Consider the following 23,282-nt stretch of genomic DNA (forward strand, 5'->3'; position numbering starts at 1 on the left):
CCGCAGGAGACACGCGAACCGCTCGACCTCAGTAGAGCGTGTTCTGGCCGATGAGGGAGGCAGGCTGCGTTCCCGGCAGAGGCGGTTCCTGAGTTGCTGCTGCGGCAGACACGGCCTCAGGAGGTGCAACCGCTGCTTCACTCAGCGCAGGCACGGGCGCTACAGATGCAGGGTCTGCAGCTGCTGGGGCTGCACGAGTCGGGTCTGCGGGAGCCGGCGCCACGGGGGCATCCTCCGCCGGGGCTGGCAAGGTCTGCGCAGGGACCGATTCGACGGATTCGGCGGCCGCCTGCACCGCTTCGGCTGGAGTCGCGGCCGGCGGAATCGATTCTGCGGCCAGAGCCTCGGCACTCTCCGCCTCGGGGCTGCCGATACTCGGGTCTGCGGGAGCAGCTGCGCTTGGCACTGCAGGCGCGGGGCCGGGTACGGCGTTCCGGGGAGCCGCCTCGGTGGGGGCAGGGCCTGCAGGCGTCTGACCAGCGGTCGGGACCGCCTCGGCGATGGCTTCGAACATGGCCAGGGTGCCGTGCTGGGCCGCGAGGCTCACCGGTTCCGGGTCGCTCGAGAGCTTGATGCCGACGGTCTGGGTGGCGCGGTCGATGTAGAGCATCTGGCCATGGATGCCGATGCCGATGACGACGTCCCGGCTGGCCGACGGCAGCCAGAACTGGCTACGGTACATTCCGCCAGGATAGGAACGTCCGGACGGGGACGCGGCGAAGACCTCAGCGGAGTCCTCGGCACCGGTGAAGATGTCGTCGACCCATTCCGCCGAAAGCACGCGTTCGCCGTTTTCGGTGGTGCCTCCTCGGGCGATGATCTCGCCGAAGCGGGCGAGGTCGCGCAGGGTGGCGCTGATGGCACCGTCGGCAATCGATCCGCCCCACCGGTCCTGGCAGACCTGGGCGGCGTGGGCGGCGCCGATCCGCGACCACACGTATTCGCTGGCGACGATGGAGAACGGCTGGCCGGTGACTGCCTCGGCGATCCAGGCGAGCACGTCGGTTTCGCAGCTGCGGTAGACGAAGGCCGAGCCGTGTTCGCGGTCGCTGGTCAGCCCGGTGAGGAAGTTCTTGATCCCCTTCGCCGAGGCGGCCGATCGGGGCGCGAAATCGACCGCTTCGAACAGAGCACGGATCTCCGAATCCTCCTCGAGGTACTCCTCGGAGAACTTGATGCCCGAGCGCATGTCGAGCAGGTCACGGATCGTCGCTCCCACGTATCCGCTCTTCGCCAGTGCTGGCACATGGGTGGTGACGAGGTCGGTGGTGCGCAGGAGTCCGGCGTCGGCGAGCGCTCCGATGACGGTGGCGACGATGGACTTGCTCACGGAGAAGAGCATGTGTTGGCGGGCTGGCTTCATCGGCCAGGCGTATTCCTCGGCCAGCGCCACCCCGCCTCGGGTGACGAGCCAGGCGTCGGTGTGGGTGTTGGCCAGGACGTCGCCGACGGTGGTCCAGTCCTCGTCGGCGGCCGGCCATTTCTCGCGGTCGATGGTCAAGGATCGAAAGTCGTTGTCTTCGGTGACGTACTCGCGCACCGGCCCGATGCCGCGCGGGATCCCGCCGGTCGGGAAGATCTCCTGCATCCGGGTGAGCGCAAAGGCGAAGAACTCCGGCCATTTCCAAGTATCGAGGTCGATGCTCTCGAGCACCGCTTCCGAGGGGTCGACGATGGCGTCGTCACTCGCCGATTCGAGTTCCCCGACATGCGGGAGGGTGATGTCCGGCGCCGAGGCGGCTGCGGCGTTCTCCTCCGACGGTCCGGCTGGTGCGGACCGAGGGTCGGGATTCTGGTCGGAGTTCGCGTTCGTCGATACGTCCGGCGCCGCCTCGGCGGAGGTATCTGCAGTGGTGGAAATGCCCTTGGTGTTGCCGGACAGGGCGCCGATGCGACGGTTCGGAGGGGCCGCCGGGCGGGGCGGAAGAGTCTCGTCTTCGCCTGCCATGTCACCTCCGCTGTCTCGATCCGAATGATCCTGCGCGCGCTCGGGCTGTCCCGTTGCGCAGGGAACACACTACCGGCACGAGGTGAAACTCTGTAGCCGAAAGAAGCGGGTCCGGGCGAGATCACTCGACTCACGCCGGCATCCTGAAGCCGTCACCAGCTACGATGCCACGAATCATTACCAATCAGTTATTCACCTGACAATCCACAGGTTTCACGTTGCAGGTCTACGTGCCGACCGACGAGACCGCCGAAGCGCGATCGTTCTACAGCTCGCTGTTCGGTCGCGAGCCGGAGTTCGAGCCGCACGACGACTTCTTCGAATGGGCTCCGATCCCCGGTCAAGAATGCTGGTTTCAGGTGTCAGGGAAGGACCCAGCATCCCCATTGCTCAACCGAGTCCGCTTTCGCGTTCTCGATCTGGCCGAGGCGTTGTCGATTCTCGACTCCTCCGGGATAGAACGGTCCGAACCGTCACAGCTGCCTGGTGTCGTCGCTTTTGTTGACTTCACAGATCCTTGGGGCAACCGACTCGGCTACTACCAAGACCTGGTGCCTAGTGGGCAGCAACAGGAATACAGAGGCACCTCGGTCAAGGATGAAGCGCAGTTCACCCGGTTCGCGAACGAGTAAGCGAGCTCGGCCGGCGCGTGAGAATCGCCGAGAAACGGGCTGAGTGTCGAGAAACGCATGTGCACACCCGTTTTTCGACACTCAGCCCGTTTCTCGGCGGAGGCCGCGGGAAGCGCGGCCTCTACACCAGCCCCTGGTCCTCGGCGACGCGGATGGCGCGGGCACGGGAATCCACGCCGAGCTTCGTGAAGACATTGACCAGGTGACTCTTCACCGTCGCCTCGGTGACGAAGAGCTCCTGCGCGATCTGCACGTTCGACGCTCCTGTGGCCAGCAGTTTCACGACGTCGCGTTCACGTCGGGTGAGCTTCGGGCTGGGATTGCGCATCGCAGCGAAGACCTTCGACGAGATCTCCGGAGGCATATACGTCTCCCCCTTCGCCGCCTTCTCGATCGCCGTCGAGATGTCCCCCGGGTCGATGTCCTTGAGCAGGTACCCCGAGGCCCCGGCGTTGATCGCGGCGATGATCTCCGAGTCGAGGTCGAAGGTGGTGAGGATGAGCACCGCCGGCGGGTTCGACTTCGCGCGCAGCCGCTTCGTCACCTCGATGCCGTCGATCCCCTCCCCCAGCCGCAGGTCGCACAGGACGACGTCGGGGTCGAGTTCGTCGACGATCATCAGCGCTTCCTCTCCGCTGCCGGCCTCGCCGATCACAGCGATGTGGTCCGGAGCGTCGATGACGGACTTCAGACCGGCCCGCACGACCGGGTGGTCGTCGACGAGGATGACTCGAATGCTCATGCGTTCTCTCCTGGGTCGCGGGTCTCACCTGAATTGATATCACCCTCGCCGTGGCGGCCCGACTCATCCGTGCCCGCCCCGTCCGCGCCTGTGCCCTCACCCTCGCCGAGGCGGCGGTCCGAATCCGCGTCCGTGCCCTCGACGGCGGGGTTGAGCCCCGCACCCCGAGTGTGCAGCTGGGATTGGCCGGGCAGGGTCGCCGAGATCGCGAACCCGGAGCCCGGGCTCGACTCGATGACGAGTTCCCCGCCGAGTTCGCGCGTCCTCGAGCCGATGAAGTCGAGGCCGAATCCCGAATCCGGGTTCCGATGTCGGTTGTGCGGATCGGCCATTCCGACCCCGTCGTCGACGATGTCCATTCTGATCGCCCCGTCGAGGTCCATGAGGCTGACCATCACTCGTGTGGCCTGCGAATGCTGGCGAACGTTGGCCAGAGCCGATTGCGCGGTACGCAGCAGCGCCACCTCCACCTCGGCGGACAGGGTCGGCAGGGTCTCGTCGACGTCGAGCCGGCCCGTGATCGAGCTGTCCGCCTCGAGGCGGGCGAGCAGCCGGCGGATCGCCGCAGTCAGCGCACCGTCCTCGAGTTCGGCAGGGGCAAGTGCGGCGATGATGCGGCGGACGTCGCGGGAGCTCTGCGCGGCGAGGCCCTCGACTTGGGCGAGGACCTGCCCGGCGTGGTCATCGGTGGTTCGCTCCGCCTCGGCGTGGGCGATGAGGCGGATCGACGAGATCGACTGCGCGATCGTGTCGTGGATGTCGCGGGAGACGCGGGTCCGCTCCTGGATCTCGCCGGCATGCCGCTGAGTCAGGGCGAGTTCGTCCTGGAGGTCGAGCAGGTTCTGGTGGGCGAGTTCGAGGGAGCGCAGCAGCTCCTCCCGGCGACGACCTTCACGGAGGAGTTCGATGTAGCCGCGGGAGAGCCCGAGGGCGAAAACGGCACCGATGAGGGAGCCGATGATGCTCGGCGGGAGCACCTGACCATAGTGGGCCAGCGGCGCGACGATGGTCGCGATATAGGTCAGGGCAGTGAAGACGATGGCGATGCGCAGGGAGAAGAGGTGGCCGGCGAGCAGCCAGAGGAGGAAGGCGACCCAGATGAACTCGGCGGAGACGAGCAGGGTGCACAGCCACGCTGCGGCGAGGACGATGAGCCACCATTTCGCCAGCACCAGCGCACCGGTTCGGGCGGCGCGGACCGCGCCCAGGGCGTACCAGGCGAGGAAGACGATGCTCACTGCGATCGCGGCGAGCATCGGAGCGCCGGTGGTGATCGCGCGGATGCAGGAGATGAGCATGAGGACGAGCGCGATGGCATGCTGGCCGATCTCCATCGTGCGTTCCGTCCATCTGCGCCCGCCCACGCTGCCGCCTTCCTGCAGATCCGCCTCGTAGGCGTTGGTGCCGAGGCGATGCTGTTGCATACGTTGTTCCGTACTCACGATTCTCCCTGCCAACTCAACCACATCCCGGTGGCGAAGTCGTGTGAATGCCCGCGGTCGGCGGCACGCCGGGCGACGAAGTGGTGCGAAGGCCGGGCCTCCGCCGGCGGTTCGGCAAGGCGAGCCGGGCCCAGGCGATGAGTCTCCCCGCCACCCGGGCCCGGCAAGTCACATTGACATGTGTTCGAGGCTCGGCCCGCGAGCTCAGTGCCGACCGTGCTGTGAGCCCGAACCACTGTTTACGTGCTCCTGCTCGGCGAGCAGGTGGGTCGGCACCGAGTCGACGGCGGAATCGTCGGCGTCGTCCGCCTGACCGGAACCGGCAGCGCGGACAGCGCCACCGGTCTCACCACCAACACCACCCTCATCGAAATGAGTGATCACCTTGTTCGGCCACCACATCTTGTCGCCCACGAGCCCGAAGATCGAGGGCACGATGACGGTGCGGACGATGATCGTGTCGACGAGCACGCCGACTCCGACGATGAGGCCGAGCTGGCCGAGGACCATCAGCGGCAGCATGCCCAGTGCCGCGAACACTCCGGCCAGGACGATGCCGGCGCTGGTGATGACTCCACCGGTGTGGGCGACGGCTTCGACCATTCCCTGGCGTCCGCCGTGGAGGACGGACTCCTTCTTCGCGCGGTGGGCGAGGAAGATCGAATAGTCGATGCCGAGCGCCACGAGGAAGAGGAGCGCGAGGATCGGCACCTGAGCATCGAGCGCGGATTGGCCGAAGATCGTCCGTGACAGGAATGCTCCGAGTCCGATCGCCGCGGCCGAGGACACCACGTTGACGAGCAGCAGAGTGAACGCCGCGATGGGTGCGCGGAGGATGCCGAGCAGGATGATGAAGCTGATCGCCAGGACCATCGGGACGATCGTGACGAAGTCCGTCCGGTTGCCGTCGCGGGCGTCGAGCTCCGTGGCCGCGGCCCCTCCTACCTGGGCGTTCGCTCCGTCAATGGCGTGGACGTCGCTGCGGATGTCCTCGACGAGGTCGAGTCCCTTGGCGCTGTCGGGTTCGAACTCACCGGTGACCATGATCTTCGTGACGGAAGTGCCGTCGATTGTCGTGTCTTCGATCGCCGAGGCGCGCACGACGCCGTCCATATCGCTGACCGAATCGACGACGTCATCGGCATGGTCGGCATCGGCGACGATCCAGATCGGCTGGGATTCCCCGGGCGGGAAATGGTCGGCGAGGACGTCGAGGCCTTGAGCCGATTCGGACTGGACCCGGAACTTCTCGGTCTGATCGAGACCGATCGACGACCCGATGAACCCGGTGGCCATGACACCGAGGATGATGATCCCGGCACCGAGGTGGAGCCCCGGTCTGCGCACCACGCGGGTGGCGATGGTCCGCCAAATCGAAGGCTTGGCCGCACTCGCAGGTGCGGTGGCACGAGTGGCGGCGGCCGCCTCGGCGAGGGTGAGCTCTTCATCCGCGGTCGCTTCTGGCTTCGGGATGAACGGCCAGAACATCGTCTTGCCGCAGATCGCGAGAACGGGCGGCAGCGCGAAGAGGACCGCGGCTGCGGAGATGAGCAGGCCCACTGCCGCGGTGATGCCCAGACCGCGGGTGCCGGGGATGATCGCGAACACGAGGCTGAGCAGGGACAGCACGACGGTGAGATTCGAGGCGAGGATCGTCGTGGCGGTGTGGGTCCACGCCTCGGCGAGGGCGGTGCGGTGGTCGGTGAAGCGGCGCAGCTCCTCGCGGTAGCGGGAGATGAACAGCAGCGCGTAATTCGCGCCGGCGCCGAAGACGAGAACGCTGATGATGCCCGCATCGAACTGCAGGTCGAGCCAGTCGCCGACGGCCGCGGTCACGGTCGAGGCGAGTCCGTCGGCGGTGCCGATGACGATGAGCGGCAGCAGCCACAGGACCGGCGAACGGTAGGTGATGATGAGCAGCAGCGCGACGATGACGATGGTGACGATGAGCAGCGTGAAGTCCGCACCGTTGAACGCCGAGGCGATATCGGCGCCGATCGCGGGACCGCCGGTGACCAGCAGAGACATGCCGTCGCCGGTGAGCGACTGGGCGGTCGGGTCATCGTCGATTGTGGTGCGCAGATCGTCGACGGTCTCGGCGGTGTCGGAGTTCGTCAGGCCCACCGTGATCGGCACCATGAGCAGCGCGGCCTGTTTGTCGTCGCTGAGGATCGGCCCGGTCACGGCCGCAGTGGATTCATCGCCGACGGAATCGCCGAGCGAGCCGCCGAGCTCCTTCAGCTGCGCTTGGTCGTCGGCGGAGAGTTCCGATCCGTCCTCATTCGACGCCACGACCATGACGGACTGTTTGTCCGCCTCGGGGAACTTGTCGAGGATTGCCTGTGCCTGAGTCGATTCGGAGTCGGCCGGAGCGGTTTCCGTCGGTCGGTCCTCCCCTGCCCCGGACAGGAGTCCGAAGAGCAGAGCGACGAGGACGACGATCCCGCCCAGGACGAGCCACGAACCGCGCTTCGTTGTCAGCGTGTGTGCGGTTTTCGCCAGTGGTGAGTTCATGACTCCAGTCCATCAATCTGAGGAGTCACACACATCGCCGAAGAGTTCGGATTCGGTCTGCAACTTTCGATGGAGAAAACCCGCTGACCTGGGGTGATGATTCCGGCTGAGCTTACGGCACGGGTGGAGAGTCAGCGGCTCAGGCGAGCTCGGCCCCTGCCTTTTCGACCTCCGCGAGGGCGGCCCTGCTCGACTCGTCTCCGACGCCCGCGACGAGGTCGGTGAGCACGCGAACGCTCAATCCCGCGCTCAGCGCATCGAGGGCGGAAGCGTGTACGCAATGGTCGGTGGCGATGCCGACGACGTCCACCTCGGTGATGGTGAGTTCGGTGAGAAGCTCGCCGAGGCGGCTCCCCGTGTCCGTGATCCCCTGGAACGCCGAATAGTCGGGTTTGCCCTGGCCCTTGCGCACCTCGTGGGTGATGGCCGAGGCGTCGAGCAGCGGGTCGAATTCGGCGCCAGTCGTGCCGGCGACGCAGTGGACGGGCCAGCTGTCGACGAAGTCCGGGGTGTCGCTGAAGTGGCCGCCGTTGTCGTTGTCGGCATCGTGCCAGTCGCGGGAGGCGATGACGGCATCGTAGTCGCCGGCATGTGCGGCGAGGTGGGCGGTGATGCCTTCGGCGACGGCGTCGCCGCCGGTCACGCCGAGCGCGCCGCCTTCGGTGAAATCATTCTGGACATCGACGATGAGAAGTGCCTTGGCCATGCCTCGAGCATAGGCGCTTCCCGGCCGATTTCCAGGGGTGCGTTGGATTCAGACCCAGTCTCGGGCTTCGAAGATGCGGTGGTAGATGCCGCGGACCACGGCCTGCTTGCGGGCGTTGTAGCCCATGACCGTTTCCCCGACCGCGTTCGATTCCTCGGCTGCGGCGCGTTTCGCCGACTCGTAGGTCCCGCGTTCGTCCTCATGGTCGCGCAGCCAATCTCGGAACAGCCGCATCCGTGCCACTTCCGCGCACCGGGGTCCGAAGACATGAAGATTGCAGTCCAGCTGCCCGGGTTCCGGATCGAGTCGTTTGAGCATCCGGTGCTCGTACCAGGCGGGTTCGCGGATGGTGAGAACGAATCCTGCATCGGCGAGCGCAGGGACATAGTCCTCTTCGGCGGTGGGATCGGCAACGACGAGGGCGATGTCGATGATCGGCTTCGCCGGCAACCCCGGCACCGAGGTGGAACCGACGTGGTCGATGCCGACGACCGAACCGCTCGGGACCAGTGCCCGACGGATCCGGTGGGCCGCCTCGGCGAAATAATCGGTCCAGGCGGGGTCGTGGTCAACGATGGCGATCACGGACGGCGGCGTGGTCGGTCGCGTCCAGAGATCGGGATCCTTGACGTCGTTGAAAGTGATGATGTCAGCGATCGCGGCTGACATCGGATCGGCAGGCACACCGTCCGCAGCCTCCGACTCGGAGGCGTTACCGGCGGACGAGTGCGTCATGCCTCAGGCCTGCTTGAGGGCGCGCTTCTCGGCCTTCTTAGCGGCCTTCTTTGCGGCCTTCTCGATGGCCTTGGTGTTGTCACTGTCCCCGGCGATGAGGAGCAGTCCGCCGAGGGCCGCGAGGTTCTTCGAGAACTGGGTCTGGTGGGCCTTCGCGTCGCCGCCTTCCATCTCCCAGAACGAGTGCCCGGCCAGCGTGGTCGGGATGAGGGACCCGGCGAGCGCCAGTGCCGAGAGTCGCGGCTTGATGCCGAGCAGGAGGGTGGCACCGGCGAGGATCTGCACGCCGCCGTTGATGCGCACGAGCAGCTCGTTGTCATCGGGCAGTCCGGGCACGTATTCGCGGATGGAATCGAGAGTCGATTCGGCCATCGCCGCCTTGCCCGCGGGATCCTTCACAGCCGAGAGTCCGCCGGTGATGAAGATCGGTGCGGTGAGCATACGTCCTGCCGTCTGCAGCAGCGATGGGCCAAAAATCACAAGGGACTCCTTAGGTCTATGGGGTTTTGAGCCTAACGGACGCCGGGGCCGGCCTCAATTTCGAGGCCGGCCCCGGCGTCATGTTTCGATGGTGATCAGACGGTCTGCCGGTGATCTGGTGCTGCGGGGGTAGCCTTCTTGATCCCCAGCTCCGGCTGCTTCCGGAACTGCCCCGTCAGAACGAGTGTGGCGACGACGACGGCAGAGACGATCCAACCCGAAACCCCGAGGAGAGTCATGAGCGCAGGGTCGGGAGTCGACGCACCGGAGTCCATCAGCAGCCCCAGGAGCATCGCGTTGGACCCGTTGAGTGCGGCGTGGGCGAAGACGGCCGGCCACACGGATCCGGTGCGCAGGCGCAGCCAGCCGAAGAGGATGCCGACCATGATGCAGCCGCCGACCATGAGTCCCAGGCCGGTGATGTCGGGGCGGTTGAAGTTGTAGCCGAGCAGGATGAGCGGTGCGTGCCACAGACCCCAGACGACGCCGACGATGAGCAGAGCCGGCCAGGTGCCCAGGGGGCGGAGGCTGGTGAGCAGCCATCCCCTCCAGCCGAATTCCTCACCGATCGTGACGAAGCAATTGGATACCGAGCCTGCGAGCATGAGCAGCAGATAACCGAGGACAGCGACCGCAATCGGCACCGACTCCATACCCGGGAGTGTGGCCAGCTGTTCCTTGAACGCGGACAGCCCGGTGAGGTCGAGCGCGAGCCATCCGAACGCGGCGCTGACCAGAAAGCCGAGGACGACGAGAACCATGATGCCGAAGAAGGCCGCGACGGTCACCCCGATGACTCGACCGAAGGGACGCAACGGCCAGAAGCCGAAGTAGCGCGGAGCGCTGGCCAAAACCTCTCCCCTGGCATGGGCGCGGCGGCGCTGGACGATGGAAGCGATGATGCTGGCGACCAGGGGTGTGAACATCATGAGTCCGCCGTAGACCGTCACGGCGAGCGGGTCGCTGATGCCCTCGCCCGAAGTCCACAGAGGCAGGCAGGCCAGCCACGCGAGGCCGAAGGCGATGACGGCGAAGATGCCGATCTCGAGCCACGGGACCCGGGAAGGCACGACGGCGAGTGGTCGCCCTTTCGCGTCGACCTCCTCGGTGGGGGTGTGCGATCCCTCCATCGCTGAGGCGGCAGGACCGGGCATGGAATCCGTCGTTCCGGGCGGATGGGGTTGGACAGTGGGCTGAGGTGATGGCTCGGTCGGTCCGTTCGCCTCGGCGAATCCTGCCTGAGTGTGCGTCTGCGTGTTCACGGTTCCTCCTCGTTCCTGCACTGTGTCCACCGGTTCGACGGTGGTCCGTGCCTGTGATTCCACGCTATGACTCACCGTCGTTCGGTACCTCCGCCACGAGGCGGAAATCGCGATCAGCCGCACGGACGAGAACGCTTCCGCAGGTGAGAATCGGAGATACGATGCGAACAGCACAGGATCAACGACGATTCGAATGAAGGAACTGCATCATGTCCGATCTCCCCTCGAATGCCCACCATCCCGCGGACGCTCACACCTCCGCGGGCAATCGTGCCGATGGCCATCTCTCCGATTCCGACCACCTCGCCGTCCTCGGGTACGGTGACTCGTTCGAGCGGTCGATGAGCCCGTGGGCGAACTTCGCTCTCGGCTTCACCTACCTCTCACCGCTCGTCGGCGTCTATTCGCTGCTGGCCGTCGCACTGTCGACCGGTGGTCCGCCCTCGATCTGGTGGATCGTCATCGTCGCCTGCGGGCAGCTTCTCGTCGCCCTCGTCTTCGGTGAAGTCGTCTCCCAGTTCCCCATCGCCGGCGGAATCTACCCATGGGCGAGGCGGCTGTGGAGCAAGCGATATGCGTGGATGGCCGCCTGGATCTACATCTGCGCACTCATCGTCACGATCACCTCGGTGGCGGAATTCGGTGCTGGATTCCTCGCAAGCCTCTTCGGCCTCGAACTCAGCCGCAACTCCACTCTGTTCCTCGGCCTGGGGTTGCTGGTGCTGGCCTTGGCGATCAACTTCTCGGGCACGAAATGGTTGGCCCGCATCGCGCGCATCGGCCTCTTCGCCGAACTCATCGGCGTCATCGGGCTCGGCCTGTTCCTGCTCATCTTCGAACGCAAGCACAGCTTCTCCGTCTTCTTCGACACCATGGGAACCGCCGGTGACGGCAGCTACCTGCCCGTCTTCATGGGAGCCGCAGTCGCTGGGCTCTTCCTCTTCTACGGATTCGAAGCGTGTGGCGACGTCGCCGAGGAGGTGTCGAATCCGGCCCGCGGCATTCCGAAGGCGATGCTCATGACGATCTTCGTCGGAGCGATCTCCGCACTGTTCTCCTTCGGCGGGTATGTGCTCGCGGCACCGAATCTCGAGGAGATCGTCGCCGGCGAGGTCGCCGACCCGATTCCCGCGATCCTCGCCGGCAGCCTCGGCGATGTCGGTGCGAAGATCTTCCTGCTCGTTGCGATCCTCGCGTTCATCTCGTGCGTGCTCAGCCTGCAGGCCGCCGCATCGAGACTGATCTTCAGCTTCGCCCGTGACGGAATGATGCCCGGGCACACGTGGCTGTCGAAGGTCACCGACGGAACGAAGATCCCACACAACGCCCTCATCGTCGCCTGCACCGCACCCGCTCTGATCTGCGTGCTCATCTGGTTCAACGACGGAATCCTCGTCGCCGTGACCTCGTTCGCGATCCTCGGCATCTACCTCGCCTTCCAGATGGTCGTCCTCGGGGCGCTGCGTCAGCGTTTGCGCGGGTGGAAACCGGCGGGGCCGTGGTCGCTGGGAGGCTGGGGCGTCGTCGTCAACATCGCGGCCTTGGCCTACGGCATCTTCGCGATGGTCCTGCTCTCGCTTCCCGGCGACTCCGGATCGTTCTTCGCCGACTGGATCGTGCTCATCGGTCTGGTCGTCGTGCTTGTCTCCGGATTCATCTACCTGTTCACGGCACGTCCGGATCGGAAGTCCGACGCTCCCGAAGGTGACGCCATCGCCGTCGCCGAGGCGATCCGCGCCCAACGCGCGAAGCTGTAGGTGGCGCGGGGTCGGGCGTGGCCGCTTCCCCGAATAGTGGTCACAAACGGACACTGTGCTCGAATTCAGGTCACCATCGGATACTTTCTGACTCGATAAATGTCCGATGGTGACCTAATTCTCTAGCCCGGAAGTCCGATGGTGACCACTATTTCGCGCACACCCTATGCCGCCCTGACTACGCGTCTCGCTGAGTCCACTCGCACACACACTCCTGTGCAGAGTTTCGTTCGAGCCGTCGCCGGGACATCCGAAGCTTCTTCCGGGCGCGCTGACATCGCCTGAGGTCACCCCCAGCTCCGCCCTCGACCGGTTGTGGACAAATGGCCTGACTCAGGCGCATACGGGCTGTGGATGCAGTACGGTTGCCCACAGCCGCCTCAGGCAGGTCTTCCCACACGCTGAGTCCAAGTAGACGATCTGTGCATGAAACATCCACTGATCTACGCACACTATCCGGCAGTTCTCTCGGTCTCCGAGGCGCGAGCACGGGGAGCTTCCGACTACGAGATCCGGGCCGGGCGCGGGCTTCCCCCGGCTTCTTGGGGGCTCCGTTTCGATGACTCTGCTTCCACCGAGTATCCGGTTCCGACGTGGGCAGATGACGCGTGGCTCGATGAGGCGAGACTGCTCAGGGCACTCGTCCACAGACACCCGGGAGTCGTAGCCTGCAGAGAGACTGCCGCGCGTTTGTATGGATGGCCATTGCCGCAATCACTCAGACGAAACGATCTTCACCTGGGGACATCGGACACCAATAAGCGCATTCGCAGACGAGGCGTCGTTCTGCACCGAATGAGAATGCTCAGATCGATCTCATGGCTGGGCCTGCCGACCTTGAGTCCTTTGCAGGTATTCAGTCAGTTTGCTTCCGTCTGCTCCGTGGAGTCGCTGGTGAAGATCGGAGACGCGGCGATCGGCGACTGGAAGAGCCCACCGCAATTCACACTGCCGTCTCTGGTCGAGCACGTCGCCGAGACGAGGCACCTCAGGGCCAGATCGAAGCTCAAGGCCGCTGTTGAACTCATTCGGGAAGATGTCGACTCGCCGATGGAGACCGACCTCCGCCTGTGGGCCGTGTCCCGAGGCCTTCCGGAACCTGCCGTCCACCCCGCCGTCTACTGCCCGACGATCGACCGGACCCTGCATCCCGACCTCGGCTACCCGAAGGAGAAACTCGCATTGGAGTACGAGGGAGACTTTCACAGGACATCAGAGGGACAGTGGGCCGCTGATATCGACCGAGTCAACGCACTGAAAGCCGCCGGCTGGACGGTATTGCGAGTAACGAAGTCGACCAATCGTCGTCAACTTGAACGCGACATCCGCCGACATCTCGGACTGCAGTGAAAAATGTAGGTCAGCATCGGACATTTCTGGCGTCGAAAAGTGTCCGATGTTGACCTAAGTTCTGCCGCTAGTGTCCGATGCTGACCTATATCCACGCGCAAATATCCGATTGCGACCTGCTGTTTCGGGTGAAGCCAGCTTCGTGGGCAGATACCGCGAGCGGAGGTACCAAGCTGGCAGCAGACCGGATAGCGGCCGCCAGCACCGTCGCGCCGCCTGCTCTGCCTCAGACCCCGAACTCTGGCGCGAAGGCCAGGGCACCCGCAGGCACCTCGCCGGCCAACGACATCGCCATGAGCGCCTCGTCGGGAACCTCGACGTGCAGGGTGATGCCGAAGCCCGAGGCCGGGGTGAACCCGAAGCGCGGGTAGTACTCGGCATGGCCGAGGACCACGGCGAATGCCTCACCCCTGCGGGCAGCCTCGGCCAGCAGCGCCTCGATGACGGCGGTGCCGACACCGGTGCACTGGTGCTCGGGCCACACGGAACAGGGGGCAAGGCAGACCCCGGGAACGTCGCCGACAAAGCACCGGGAGAGCATGGCGTGGGCGATGACTTCACCGTCGAGGACGCCGACGAACGACAGACCCTCGAGTCCATTGCCGGATGCGCGGAGGGCGTCGACGAGCTCCGCCTCGTCGACCTGGCCGAAGGCAGCCGCGGTCAGCGCGTGAATCGCGTCGGTGTCGCCGCGCGCCTCGGCGCGGACAGAGAACTGAGGCGCGGGAGGATTCGTCACCTGTTCACGATAGCAATCGGCGGGGCCGCCTCGGCGAGATTCCATCGCCTCACTCACCCCAACCACATAAAAATACATTCCCATGCATAACAATTCGACAATCGGCAGAGACTCACGTTACGCTGGTGCCATGTCGAAAGTACTGTCTTCGCTCCCAGTCGGTGAGCACGTTGGAATCGCCTTCTCCGGCGGACTGGACACCTCCTGCGCGGTCGCGTGGATGCGCCACAAGGGTGCCATCCCGTGCGCGTACACGGCCGATATCGGCCAGTACGATGAGCCCGACCTGGAGTCGGTGACCGAGCGTGCCAAGGAATACGGTGCCGAGATCGCCCGCTTCGTCGACGCCAAGCGCCTGCTCGTCGAAGAGGGGTTCGTCGCCCTCCAGTGCGGTGCGTTCAACGTCCGCTCCGGCGGCAAGACCTATTTCAACACCACCCCGCTGGGCCGCGCCGTCACCGGAACCATGCTGGTCCGCGCCATGAAGGAAGACGGCGTCGACATCTGGGGCGACGGCTCGACCTACAAGGGCAACGACATCGAGCGGTTCTACCGCTACGGCCTCATGGCCAACCCGAAGCTGCGCATCTACAAGCCGTGGCTCGACTCGGAGTTCGTCGACGAGCTCGGCGGCCGGCAGGAGATGAGCGAATGGCTCGTCGAGCACGGCTACCCCTACCGCGACTCGGCCGAGAAGGCCTACTCCACAGATGCGAACATCTGGGGCGCCACGCACGAGGCGAAGACCCTCGAGTTCCTCGACGCCGGACTCGACATCGTCGAACCGATCATGGGCGTCGCCGCCTGGCGCGATGACGTCGAGGTCAAGTCGGAAGAGGTCTCCGTCCGCTTCGAGGCCGGCCGTCCCGTCGCCATCAACGGCGAAGTCTTCGACGATCCCGTTGCCCTGGTCTTCAAGGCCAACGAGATCGGCGGCCGCCACGGACTCGGCGTGTCCGACCAGATCGAGAACCGGATCATCGAGGCGAAGTCCCGTGGCATCTACGAGGCTCCGGGCATGGCGCTGCTGCACGTGACCTACGAACGCCTGCTCAACGCCATCCACAACGAGGACACCATCGCCCTCTACCACGAAGAGGGCCGTCGCCTCGGCCGCCGGATGTACGAGGGACGCTGGCTCGACCCGCAGTCGCTCATGCTGCGCGAGTCCATGCAGCGGTGGGTCGCCTCGGCGATCACCGGCGAGGTCACCCTGCGCCTGCGCCGCGGCGACGACTACACGATCATCAACACCGAGGGCCCGAACCTGTCCTACCATCCGGAGAAGCTGTCGATGGAGCGCGTGGGTGACTCCGCGTTCGGACCCGAGGATCGCATCGGCCAGATGACCATGCGCAATCTCGACATCGCCGATTCGCGTGCCCGCCTTGAGCAGTACGCAGCCATGGGCATCGTGTCCGGGCCGACCTCGGAGCTCGTGGGCTCGCTGGAGGCCGGCGGCGCCGAAGAGATCGCGAACTCCAACGCCGAAGTGGACGAGGCCAGCGACCTCGCCAACCTCTCCTCGGCCTTCGACGCCGGCACGGACTGAGGTCCTGACCGGACGCAGGATTCGGCACGGACTGAGATCAGCCCGAACCGAAGGCCCCCAGAACTTCCGGAGACACTGCGCAGCATGAGACTCGCGGCCTCCGGTTGAGAACAGAGAACGGCCGGCGGGCACACTCCCCGATCATCGCGATCGACGGAGTGCGCCTGCCGGCAGTTTCGCGTTCACCGCTAACCGCCGTGCGCGCACCCGCAGGTGGCGGTGCCGTGGAAAGATTCGTTCCATGACTTCCGATTCCCGGTACCAGTCCCACACCACCGACGAGGTGGTCGACCGAGATCTGCGCGCCCGTGGCAGCAGCGAACGCGCCCAGAAGGAGAAGGCCTACCTCAAGAGCGAACTCCTCCATTACGGGGTGAGCGTGCCCGATACACGTGCCGTCGTTCGCACCGCTCTGCGCACAGCGAAGCTCAGCCACGATGAGGTCATCGAACTTGCCCGAACCCTCTGGGCCCCGCCGACGTCGTCGGACGACTCAGCCGGCAGTGCCGAACCAACGGACACAGGCCGCGCCGAACCAATGGTCACAGGCGCCGTGCCAGCAGGGCACCCCACTCCCGTCCACGAACGACGCGCCGCGGCCACGATGGTTCTCATCCAGTCGAAGGACCGACTCAGCGGCGGAGATGCGGATTTCATCGAGGGCCTGCTCCGCGAGGCGAAGACCTGGGCGCTCATCGACCCTCTGGCCGGTGATCTTGTCGGCCCTCTGAGCGAACGGGATGCCGCTTTCGACCCCGTCCTGGAGCGCTGGGCGAGCGATGAGGATTTCTGGATTCGCCGCTCAGCCCTGTTGGCACACCTGGTCCCGCTGCGGCACGGCCGCGGCGACTTCGACAGGTTCACCCGATTCGCCGATGCGATGCTCGAGGAGAAGGAATTCTTCATCCGCAAGGCCATCGGCTGGGTTCTGCGCGATACCTCGCGCAAACGCCCCGACCTCGTCTTCGACTGGATCCTCCCGCGCGCCCACCGTGCCTCAGGGGTGACGATCGGGGAGGCCGTCAAACGCCTGTCGACGGAACAGCGTGAGGCCGTTCTCACCGCCAGATGACTCGACGCCCGGCCGCAGGTGAGCCAAGTCCCAGCTATCTGACTCCGCCCCTGCGGACCGGCGGGTGGCCGGGCAGTTGGCGTGCTGCGTCCTCGGGGTTGCCGGTCAGCTCGACGACTCCGCGATCGAGCGCGACCTGAGCCAGCTGCGGATGCCCCGCCGCCAAGGCGGCCCGAGCGATGGCCTCGATCGCCGACTTCGCTGACTGCCGCCCGGTCCCTGCGAACCAGATCCACCGGCCGTCGATCGACCTGGGAATCGGGTCGAGCGCCAGCGTGAAACGTCTGCGTCCACGTCTGGCGTCCTCGGCCGAGCAGGCGACGAAGTGGACACCGTTCTTCGTCCACAAGGACGCTCGCAGGGTCGACTGCGCGATCTGTCCCTGCAGTCCGACCTCTTTGAGATATCTGTTCGCACCGGCGACCCCGGCAATGCTGCCGGGCGTGATCTGCTGATAGGGAATGGCGTAGGGACGAATCCCCGGGGCAATGGAGCCGACAAGGATCCCGCGCTCGCACACGATGAGCCGCTCACCCGAGAGATAGAGAAGGATCAGACCGAACATCACCGCGAAGATGACACCCGGAGCAATCGCCAGCCATGGCGTCTCCCCCGGGTTGATGAATGTCAGAACTGTGAAGAGCACCCACCCGAGGACGAACCCCGTCACCGTCTTCGGTCCTGGGCGGTCGGCGAACACCGCGATGACCTCACCGAGCTCTTCACGATGGCGACGGGCTTTCCTCGTCTCAGCACCCAACAGAATCCAACCTTCGGATCAACGCCCGGATAAACCTGACTCCGGGGCACACGAAAAAGTCCCTCACCGGCAATCCTGCCAGGTGAGGGACTCTCCTTCTGTGCGCCACGAGGGATTCGAACCCCCAACCTTCTGATCCGTAGTCAGATGCTCTATCCGTTGAGCTAGTGGCGCATGTCGCCTGGACTTTCGCCCTGCAACTCGAACAACTATACACACCAGTTTCACCGAAGCTCAAATCGCACCCACGTGCGCTTCGCCACATTCGCACTCACGGTCAGAGCCGCCTCGGCGAGAGAGCATGAAATTGCAGATTTCAGCCATCGATCATAGGTGAAATAAACCGTCACTCAGTTGAAACGACACGTCAACCGATTGCTACATTCACGTCAATGACCCTCTGGCTGTGATCCAATGCACATCTTCGAGTGACCGAAACACGCGTCTTTCGCTTCCGCTCACATCCTACGGTGGATATGTACCAACCGCTCGACGGACGCCAGCCGCCGGAGACGAAACCCCACACACGACCCACCAGGAGACCACTCATGACTGTCCTCGACCATGATGTCGTCGCTGACCAGCTGAAGAACGCACCGACCGAGAACAAGTCAGTGCTCTCGTTCGTTAGCCGGATCGCCGCCCTGACCACCCCGGACGACATCGTCTGGATCGATGGTTCCGAAGCACAGAAGAACGAGATCGCTGAGAAGCTCGTCGAAGCCGGCACCATCCAGCGCGTCAACGGCACCAAGGACTCCTACTACGCGGCCTCCGACCCCGAGGACGTCGCCCGCGTCGAGGGACGGACCTACATCTGCTCCGAAGACGAGAAGGACGCCGGTCCGCTCAACAACTGGGTCGCTCCCGCGGAGATGAAGGAAACCCTCAACCCGCTGTTCGAGGGCGCGATGCGCGGACGCACCATGTACGTCATCCCCTTCGTCATGGGCCACGCCGAGGCGGACCAGCCGATGTTCGGCATCGAGGTCACTGATTCGGCCTACGTCGTCCTCTCCATGCTCGTCATGGCTCGCTCGGGCAAGTACGCCCTCGATGCGATCGACGCCCAGGACGCGAAGTTCGTCGAGTGCGTCCACTCCGTCGGCGCTCCGCTGGAAGAGGGACAGGACGATGTCGCCTGGCCCTGCAACACCACGAAGTACATCACTCACTTCCCCGAGGATCGCGCCATCTGGTCCTTCGGCTCCGGCTACGGCGGCAACGCGCTGCTGGGCAAGAAGTGCTACGCGCTGCGCATCGCCTCCGCGATCGCCCGCGACGAGGGCTGGCTCGCCGAGCACATGCTCATCCTCAAGCTGACGAACCCCGAAGGCGTCGTCAAGTACGTCGCCGCCGCGTTCCCGTCGGCCTGCGGCAAGACCAACCTCGCCATGATCGAACCGACCATCCCCGGATGGAAGGCCGAGACCCTCGGTGACGACATCGCATGGATGCGCTTCGGCGAAGACGGCCAGCTCTACGCCGTCAACCCCGAGTTCGGGCTCTTCGGCGTCGCGCCGGGCACCGGTTACACGACGAACCCCACCGCGATGCGCGCCATCGAGGCCGGCGGCAACATCTTCACCAACGTCGCTCTGACCGACGACGGTGACGTGTGGTGGGAAGGCAAGACCGACGAGGCACCTGCCCACCTCACCGACTGGAGGGGCAACGACTGGACTCCCGAGTCCGATACCCCCGCCGCTCACCCGAACTCGCGTTTCTGCACCCCGATCGCGAACGTGCCGACCCTGGCTCCCGAGTGGACCAACCCGAACGGTGTGCCGATCTCGGCCATCCTCTTCGGCGGTCGCCGCAAGACCACGATGCCGCTCGTCACCGAGACCAAGGACTGGACGCACGGTGTGTTCATGGGTTCGGTGCTCTCCTCGGAGACCACCGCAGCTGCCACCGGTGCCGTCGGCGTCGTCCGCCGCGACCCGATGGCGATGCGTCCGTTCATCGGCTACAACGTCGGTGACTACCTGCAGCACTGGATCAACATCGGCAACACCGAGGGTGCCCAGCTGCCGAAGATCTTCTACGTCAACTGGTTCCGCCGCGACGATGACAACTCGTTCCTGTGGCCCGGGTTCTCCGAGAACTCACGCGTTCTCAAGTGGGTCTTCGAACGCGTCACCGGCACCGCCGATGCTCAGGAATCCCCGCTCGGCCTCACCCCGGTCGAAGGCGGTCTCGACACCGAAGGCCTCGATTTCACCGACGAGCAGCTGCGCAAGGCCCTCGCCATCAAGCCCGAAGAGTGGGAGACCGAACTCGGCCTCATCGAGGAATGGTACGCCGAGCTCGGCGATTCGGTTCCGGCCGAACTCCGTGCCGAGGTCGACAACCTCCGCCAGCGCCTCGGCCTCGCCTGAGTCGTTTGCCTGAGTCGTTTGCCTGAGTCGTTTGGCTGTGTGGCTAGTCTGAGTCGTTTGGCTTCATCGCTGACAGTCTGAGCCGTCCGTTCATCGACAATCCCCCAACCGCCGCCGAGGTGGTTGGGGGATTGTCGTATTTCGTTGCGGGTGCGCGTTCGACCGTTTGGGACCCGCCATTGATTCGTCAGTGCCTCCGGACTGCAGGGCCGAAGCCGCGCAGACTCAGCAATGCGCCGCCTGCGCCCTGTGAACCTCACGGAGAAATACCAAGACATCACGCGGTTTCGCTTTGAGCTCCCTCAATACGCGATAGGTGACCGTCTCCGGCTTCCTGACGGTACCGATCAGCGCGTTCCGATGAGCGGTCGCACCGCGTGCAGTGATCGTTACGACCAGCGCGTCCGGGAGCATCCCTTTCCTCCACTGGAACTCTCCGCCGATGTCGACGATGCCTGACCACGGCGTTGCGAACTGCCTGACCCGCCCGCCAGGCTTCCACCATGAGGACTCCATGCCCCATCTCGACACGACGAACTGTGGTCGCACAAAGGGAAAGACAAATGTCCACAACAGCGCTCCAACGCAGAAGAGCACCAAGCCGATGGCGAAGACCACAAGGAGGAAGAAGATCGGCCACCCACCGAAGCCAGGGGACATCGGGTTCCAGGTCGAGGCAGGGGTGACGGTGAAGGTGAGGATGATCGCTCCGACGAACAGCCAGCAGATGAGTGCCATCGCGAAAGTCTTGACCAGGTTGGTCCGCAACACTACGCATCCATCGCGCCGCATCGCCGCATGCCATTGGTCGATACGGCAACGGTCGGCTTTGGCGACCTCCTTCTGCAGATCGGCGAAGTATCGAGTGTTGCGCGGCGGAGTTCTCACACCACGAGTCTAAGCTGAGCCCGCCATCTGCTCACAGGACGAGTCTTAGCCGAGCCCGTCAGCTTCCCATCACTCGCTTCACGCAGCGCCTAAGCCCGAAAGGACTCAGCGCACGGCCTCTCTACCCGAAACACGCCAACGCGGCCTTTGAGTATCGGCCACATCCCACACCGCCAGCGGCACAACCACTCGGCGGTGATGCTCCATCGCGTGAGTCTCACAGCCACTCAGCAGTCGCAAAACACCGTCGCAGTGCCATAGCGCCCCGGCGCAACTGTAGGAGTAGCCGCTAACGGAGACCGACGGCAATCCAGCGGCTGGTTATGCCACGAACGGTGAGGGATGCACCGCGGCGCCAGGAGTGCCTCAGCACGCTTTCACAGAACGCGCTCGAATCGTCCGGCACCCGAAGTGTCAGGCGCCGTGGAGAGCCGGGACGATGAGGTAGACGCCGAGCAGCACGACTGCTCCGCAGACTCCGAAGACCGTCCAGTAGGCGACCTGCAGCCCTGAGCTGCTGCGGCCCTCGTCGACCCGATCGAGATGTGCCGCGCGCATGCGAACGGCAACGGAGAACAGCGTGATGACGATGATGGCCGAGACCCATGTCGCGGCAGCCACGATGGCGAAGGAACTCCATTCGATCATTTCGCGTCTCCCTGATCGCTCGCATCGGCCCGACTCGAATCGGCTCCGGTGTTCGATGCACGCCCCGAATCGGCTCCGGACGCCGAACCGGACGTCGATCCGGTCGACGAGCCGGACCTCGATCCGGACGCCGAACCGGTCGTCGAGCCGGACGCCGACGATCCTGTCGTCGCCTCGGCGGGAACGGCCCCGTTCTTCTTGGCGTGACGGTGTGCCCGGCGCTTCTCTTTGGCCGCCTGCTTCTCTGCCCAGGCCTCGTACCGGGCCTCCCGCTTCTCCTGAGCGCGTTTGCGGTTGCGGTCCTTGCGCAGCTTGCGCTTGCGGCCGCGGATGTTGACGGCCTCACCCACGGTGTCGAAGTTCGAGATGTCCGTCTCTTCGACCTGACGGGAGCTGAGGTAGATCCAGAGCACCACGATGACGGCGATGACCGTATCGATGACGACGCCGATCGTGCCCAGGTGAGCGATGCCGGCGGCCAGCCCGCCGACGATCGCGGCGGCCGGGATGGTCAGCAGCCAACCGGAGGCGATCCGTCCGGCCGTCGACCACTGGACATCGGCGCCCTTACGTCCCAATCCCGAACCGAGCACCGAGCCGGAGGCGACCTGCGTCGTCGACAGTGCGAAGCCGAGGTGCGAGGAGGCGAGGATAGCTGCGGCCGTCGACGTCTCGGCCGACAGGCCCTGCGCGGCCTTGACCGTCGTCAGCTTCGTGCCGAGAGTGTCGATGATGCGCCAACCGCCGACGTAGGTGCCCAACGCGATCGCCAGCGCACACGCCGTGATCACCCAGATGTGCGGACCGGTGCCGTGCTCCTGCAGGTTCGCAGAGACGAGGACGAGGGTGATGACGCCCATCGTCTTCTGCGCGTCGTTCGTTCCGTGGGCGAGCGCCACCAGCGAGGACGAGAAGATCTGTCCGTATTTGAACGGTGCACGGCGAGCGGTCTTGCCCTCCTCGTTGCGACGAGTGATCGCATAGGCGATCTTCGTGCACAGGTAGGCGCTGAAGCCGGCGATGAGCGGAGCCGCCAGAGCCGGGATGACGACCTTCGACAGGAACACTCCGTAGTCGACGGAGTTGAGTCCGGCACCGACGATAGCCGCACCGATGAGGCCGCCGAAGAGTGCATGGGACGAGGAGGACGGAAGGCCGAAGCGCCACGTCGCCATGTTCCAGATGATGGCGCCGATGAGACCGGCGAGGATGAAGTCGGGAGTGATCTGGACTCCCCCGCCGCCTTCTTTGATGATGCCGCCGGAGATGGTCTTGGCCACCTCGGTGGAGAGGAAGGCGCCGACGAGGTTGAGGATCGCAGCGAGCGTGACCGCGGTCTTGGGTTTGATGGCCCCGGTCGCGATCGGGGTGGCCATGGCATTGGCCGTATCGTGAAAGCCATTGGTGAAGTCGAAGAACAGCGCCAGTGCGATGACGAGCACGACGACGAAGATGATTTCCACTAATCGACCTTGGGTGTAGACACTATTCGGACCGTGGATGATGCAGCTGACGGCCAGCAATCACTATCCCGCAGAAGTCTACCCACAGATTCAACTGTTCTTCACCCGCAATTCGACCCGACTCCACCTCATTCACCTTCTGTTCACTTCTGACGTGCGCAAACGGGCCCCGCCCGGCTGAGAGTGCAATAGCACTCACATTCCGAACGGG

Annotated in this window: 19 protein-coding genes and 1 tRNA gene; 6 read left to right on the plus strand and 14 right to left on the minus strand. The window is 64.9% G+C overall.

Annotated features, from left to right (window positions below; genetic code table 11):
• Positions 1-28: 28 nt before the first annotated feature.
• Entirely contained in the window at positions 29-1,948 is a 1,920-nt protein-coding gene (locus tag AD89_RS18190) for a serine hydrolase domain-containing protein (protein ID WP_025777625.1), read from the minus strand.
• Positions 1,949-2,166: 218 nt separating this feature from the next.
• Between AD89_RS18190 and AD89_RS18195 the strand changes: the two genes are divergently transcribed.
• The gene (locus AD89_RS18195) at positions 2,167-2,580 is read left to right on the plus strand and encodes a VOC family protein (protein ID WP_025777626.1); all 414 of its coding nucleotides are present in this window, start codon (positions 2,167-2,169) and stop codon (positions 2,578-2,580) included.
• Positions 2,581-2,701: 121 nt separating this feature from the next.
• On the opposite strand, the gene AD89_RS0105590 is transcribed toward AD89_RS18195, so the two are convergent.
• The 7 genes from AD89_RS0105590 to AD89_RS18205 form a co-directional block, all read right to left on the minus strand.
• Positions 2,702-3,322, minus strand: a complete 621-nt coding sequence (locus AD89_RS0105590; protein ID WP_025777627.1) for a response regulator — start codon at positions 3,320-3,322, stop codon at positions 2,702-2,704.
• Entirely contained in the window at positions 3,319-4,746 is a 1,428-nt protein-coding gene (locus AD89_RS0105595; RefSeq protein ID WP_231488473.1) for a sensor histidine kinase, read from the minus strand. The genes AD89_RS0105590 and AD89_RS0105595 overlap by 4 nt, the downstream gene beginning before the upstream one ends.
• Positions 4,747-4,968: 222 nt before the next feature.
• A complete protein-coding gene (locus AD89_RS0105600; protein WP_025777629.1) occupies positions 4,969-7,278 on the minus strand; it encodes an MMPL family transporter in 2,310 nt (769 codons plus the stop codon).
• Positions 7,279-7,417: 139 nt separating this feature from the next.
• Positions 7,418-7,984 carry an isochorismatase family protein gene (locus AD89_RS0105605; protein ID WP_025777630.1) on the minus strand — a complete coding sequence of 189 codons (567 nt, stop codon included), beginning with the start codon at positions 7,982-7,984 and terminating at the stop codon, positions 7,418-7,420.
• Positions 7,985-8,032: 48 nt separating this feature from the next.
• Positions 8,033-8,719 carry a GrpB family protein gene (locus AD89_RS0105610; RefSeq protein WP_051505082.1) on the minus strand — a complete coding sequence of 229 codons (687 nt, stop codon included), beginning with the start codon at positions 8,717-8,719 and terminating at the stop codon, positions 8,033-8,035.
• Positions 8,720-8,722: 3 nt separating this feature from the next.
• Positions 8,723-9,199 (minus strand): DoxX family protein, encoded by a 477-nt coding sequence (locus tag AD89_RS18200; protein WP_155807378.1) that lies wholly within the window; start codon positions 9,197-9,199, stop codon positions 8,723-8,725.
• Between the two features lie 95 nt (positions 9,200-9,294).
• Positions 9,295-10,461, minus strand: a complete 1,167-nt coding sequence (locus tag AD89_RS18205; RefSeq protein WP_231488475.1) for a CPBP family intramembrane glutamic endopeptidase — start codon at positions 10,459-10,461, stop codon at positions 9,295-9,297.
• A gap of 209 nt (positions 10,462-10,670) precedes the next feature.
• Between AD89_RS18205 and AD89_RS0105625 the strand changes: the two genes are divergently transcribed.
• Together AD89_RS0105625 and AD89_RS20330 are read left to right on the plus strand one after the other, a co-directional pair.
• Positions 10,671-12,218, plus strand: a complete 1,548-nt coding sequence (locus AD89_RS0105625; RefSeq protein ID WP_025777634.1) for an APC family permease — start codon at positions 10,671-10,673, stop codon at positions 12,216-12,218.
• An 894-nt stretch (positions 12,219-13,112) separates the two neighbouring features.
• The gene (locus AD89_RS20330; RefSeq protein WP_231488477.1) at positions 13,113-13,568 is read left to right on the plus strand and encodes a hypothetical protein; all 456 of its coding nucleotides are present in this window, start codon (positions 13,113-13,115) and stop codon (positions 13,566-13,568) included.
• A 226-nt stretch (positions 13,569-13,794) separates the two neighbouring features.
• Here AD89_RS20330 and AD89_RS0105635 read toward each other — a convergent pair whose 3' ends face one another.
• Complete coding sequence (locus tag AD89_RS0105635; RefSeq protein WP_025777636.1) at positions 13,795-14,307, minus strand: GNAT family N-acetyltransferase; 513 nt, start codon at positions 14,305-14,307, stop codon at positions 13,795-13,797.
• 130 nt (positions 14,308-14,437) lie between these two features.
• Here AD89_RS0105635 and argG point away from each other — a divergent pair, with 130 nt between their 5' ends.
• Both argG and AD89_RS0105645 read left to right on the plus strand, forming a co-directional pair.
• Positions 14,438-15,859 carry an argininosuccinate synthase gene (gene argG / locus AD89_RS0105640; protein ID WP_025777637.1) on the plus strand — a complete coding sequence of 474 codons (1,422 nt, stop codon included), beginning with the start codon at positions 14,438-14,440 and terminating at the stop codon, positions 15,857-15,859.
• 241 nt (positions 15,860-16,100) lie between these two features.
• Complete coding sequence (locus tag AD89_RS0105645; protein ID WP_025777638.1) at positions 16,101-16,931, plus strand: DNA alkylation repair protein; 831 nt, start codon at positions 16,101-16,103, stop codon at positions 16,929-16,931.
• Positions 16,932-16,965: 34 nt separating this feature from the next.
• Here AD89_RS0105645 and AD89_RS0105650 read toward each other — a convergent pair whose 3' ends face one another.
• Together AD89_RS0105650 and AD89_RS0105655 are read right to left on the minus strand one after the other, a co-directional pair.
• Positions 16,966-17,691 (minus strand): hypothetical protein, encoded by a 726-nt coding sequence (locus tag AD89_RS0105650; protein WP_025777639.1) that lies wholly within the window; start codon positions 17,689-17,691, stop codon positions 16,966-16,968.
• 101 nt (positions 17,692-17,792) lie between these two features.
• Positions 17,793-17,865, minus strand: a tRNA-Arg gene (locus AD89_RS0105655).
• Positions 17,866-18,239: 374 nt separating this feature from the next.
• On the opposite strand from AD89_RS0105655, the gene AD89_RS0105660 reads away from it, so the two are divergent.
• The gene (locus tag AD89_RS0105660; protein WP_025777640.1) at positions 18,240-20,072 is read left to right on the plus strand and encodes a phosphoenolpyruvate carboxykinase (GTP); all 1,833 of its coding nucleotides are present in this window, start codon (positions 18,240-18,242) and stop codon (positions 20,070-20,072) included.
• A 225-nt stretch (positions 20,073-20,297) separates the two neighbouring features.
• Here the strand turns inward: AD89_RS0105660 and AD89_RS0105665 are convergent, their stop codons facing one another.
• The 3 genes from AD89_RS0105665 to AD89_RS0105675 all read right to left on the minus strand — a co-directional run bounded on the left by AD89_RS0105665 (position 20,298) and on the right by AD89_RS0105675 (position 23,071).
• Complete coding sequence (locus tag AD89_RS0105665) at positions 20,298-20,960, minus strand: hypothetical protein (RefSeq protein ID WP_155807379.1); 663 nt, start codon at positions 20,958-20,960, stop codon at positions 20,298-20,300.
• A gap of 414 nt (positions 20,961-21,374) precedes the next feature.
• On the minus strand, positions 21,375-21,608 hold the full coding sequence (locus tag AD89_RS0105670) for a hypothetical protein (RefSeq protein ID WP_025777642.1): 234 nt from the start codon (positions 21,606-21,608) through the stop codon (positions 21,375-21,377).
• Entirely contained in the window at positions 21,605-23,071 is a 1,467-nt protein-coding gene (locus AD89_RS0105675) for an inorganic phosphate transporter (RefSeq protein WP_025777643.1), read from the minus strand. Before AD89_RS0105675 ends, AD89_RS0105670 begins: the two co-directional genes overlap by 4 nt.
• Positions 23,072-23,282: the final 211 nt, after the last annotated feature.

The sequence above is a fragment of the Brevibacterium sp. VCM10 genome (genome assembly GCF_000583215.1).
GTDB lineage: Bacteria > Actinomycetota > Actinomycetes > Actinomycetales > Brevibacteriaceae > Brevibacterium > Brevibacterium linens.

Coding starts and splice junctions, on each gene's coding strand:
- AD89_RS18190 (WP_025777625.1), bottom strand. CDS start 1,948: ATGGCAGGCGAAGACGAGACTCTTCCGCCCCGCCCGGCGGCCCCTCCG.
- AD89_RS0105590 (WP_025777627.1), bottom strand. CDS start 3,322: ATGAGCATTCGAGTCATCCTCGTCGACGACCACCCGGTCGTGCGGGCC.
- AD89_RS0105595 (WP_231488473.1), bottom strand. CDS start 4,746: ATGCAACAGCATCGCCTCGGCACCAACGCCTACGAGGCGGATCTGCAG.
- AD89_RS0105600 (WP_025777629.1), bottom strand. CDS start 7,278: ATGAACTCACCACTGGCGAAAACCGCACACACGCTGACAACGAAGCGC.
- AD89_RS0105605 (WP_025777630.1), bottom strand. CDS start 7,984: ATGGCCAAGGCACTTCTCATCGTCGATGTCCAGAATGATTTCACCGAA.
- AD89_RS0105610 (WP_051505082.1), bottom strand. CDS start 8,719: ATGACGCACTCGTCCGCCGGTAACGCCTCCGAGTCGGAGGCTGCGGAC.
- AD89_RS0105625 (WP_025777634.1), top strand. CDS start 10,671: ATGTCCGATCTCCCCTCGAATGCCCACCATCCCGCGGACGCTCACACC.
- argG (WP_025777637.1), top strand. CDS start 14,438: ATGTCGAAAGTACTGTCTTCGCTCCCAGTCGGTGAGCACGTTGGAATC.
- AD89_RS0105645 (WP_025777638.1), top strand. CDS start 16,101: ATGACTTCCGATTCCCGGTACCAGTCCCACACCACCGACGAGGTGGTC.
- AD89_RS0105660 (WP_025777640.1), top strand. CDS start 18,240: ATGACTGTCCTCGACCATGATGTCGTCGCTGACCAGCTGAAGAACGCA.
- AD89_RS0105670 (WP_025777642.1), bottom strand. CDS start 21,608: ATGATCGAATGGAGTTCCTTCGCCATCGTGGCTGCCGCGACATGGGTC.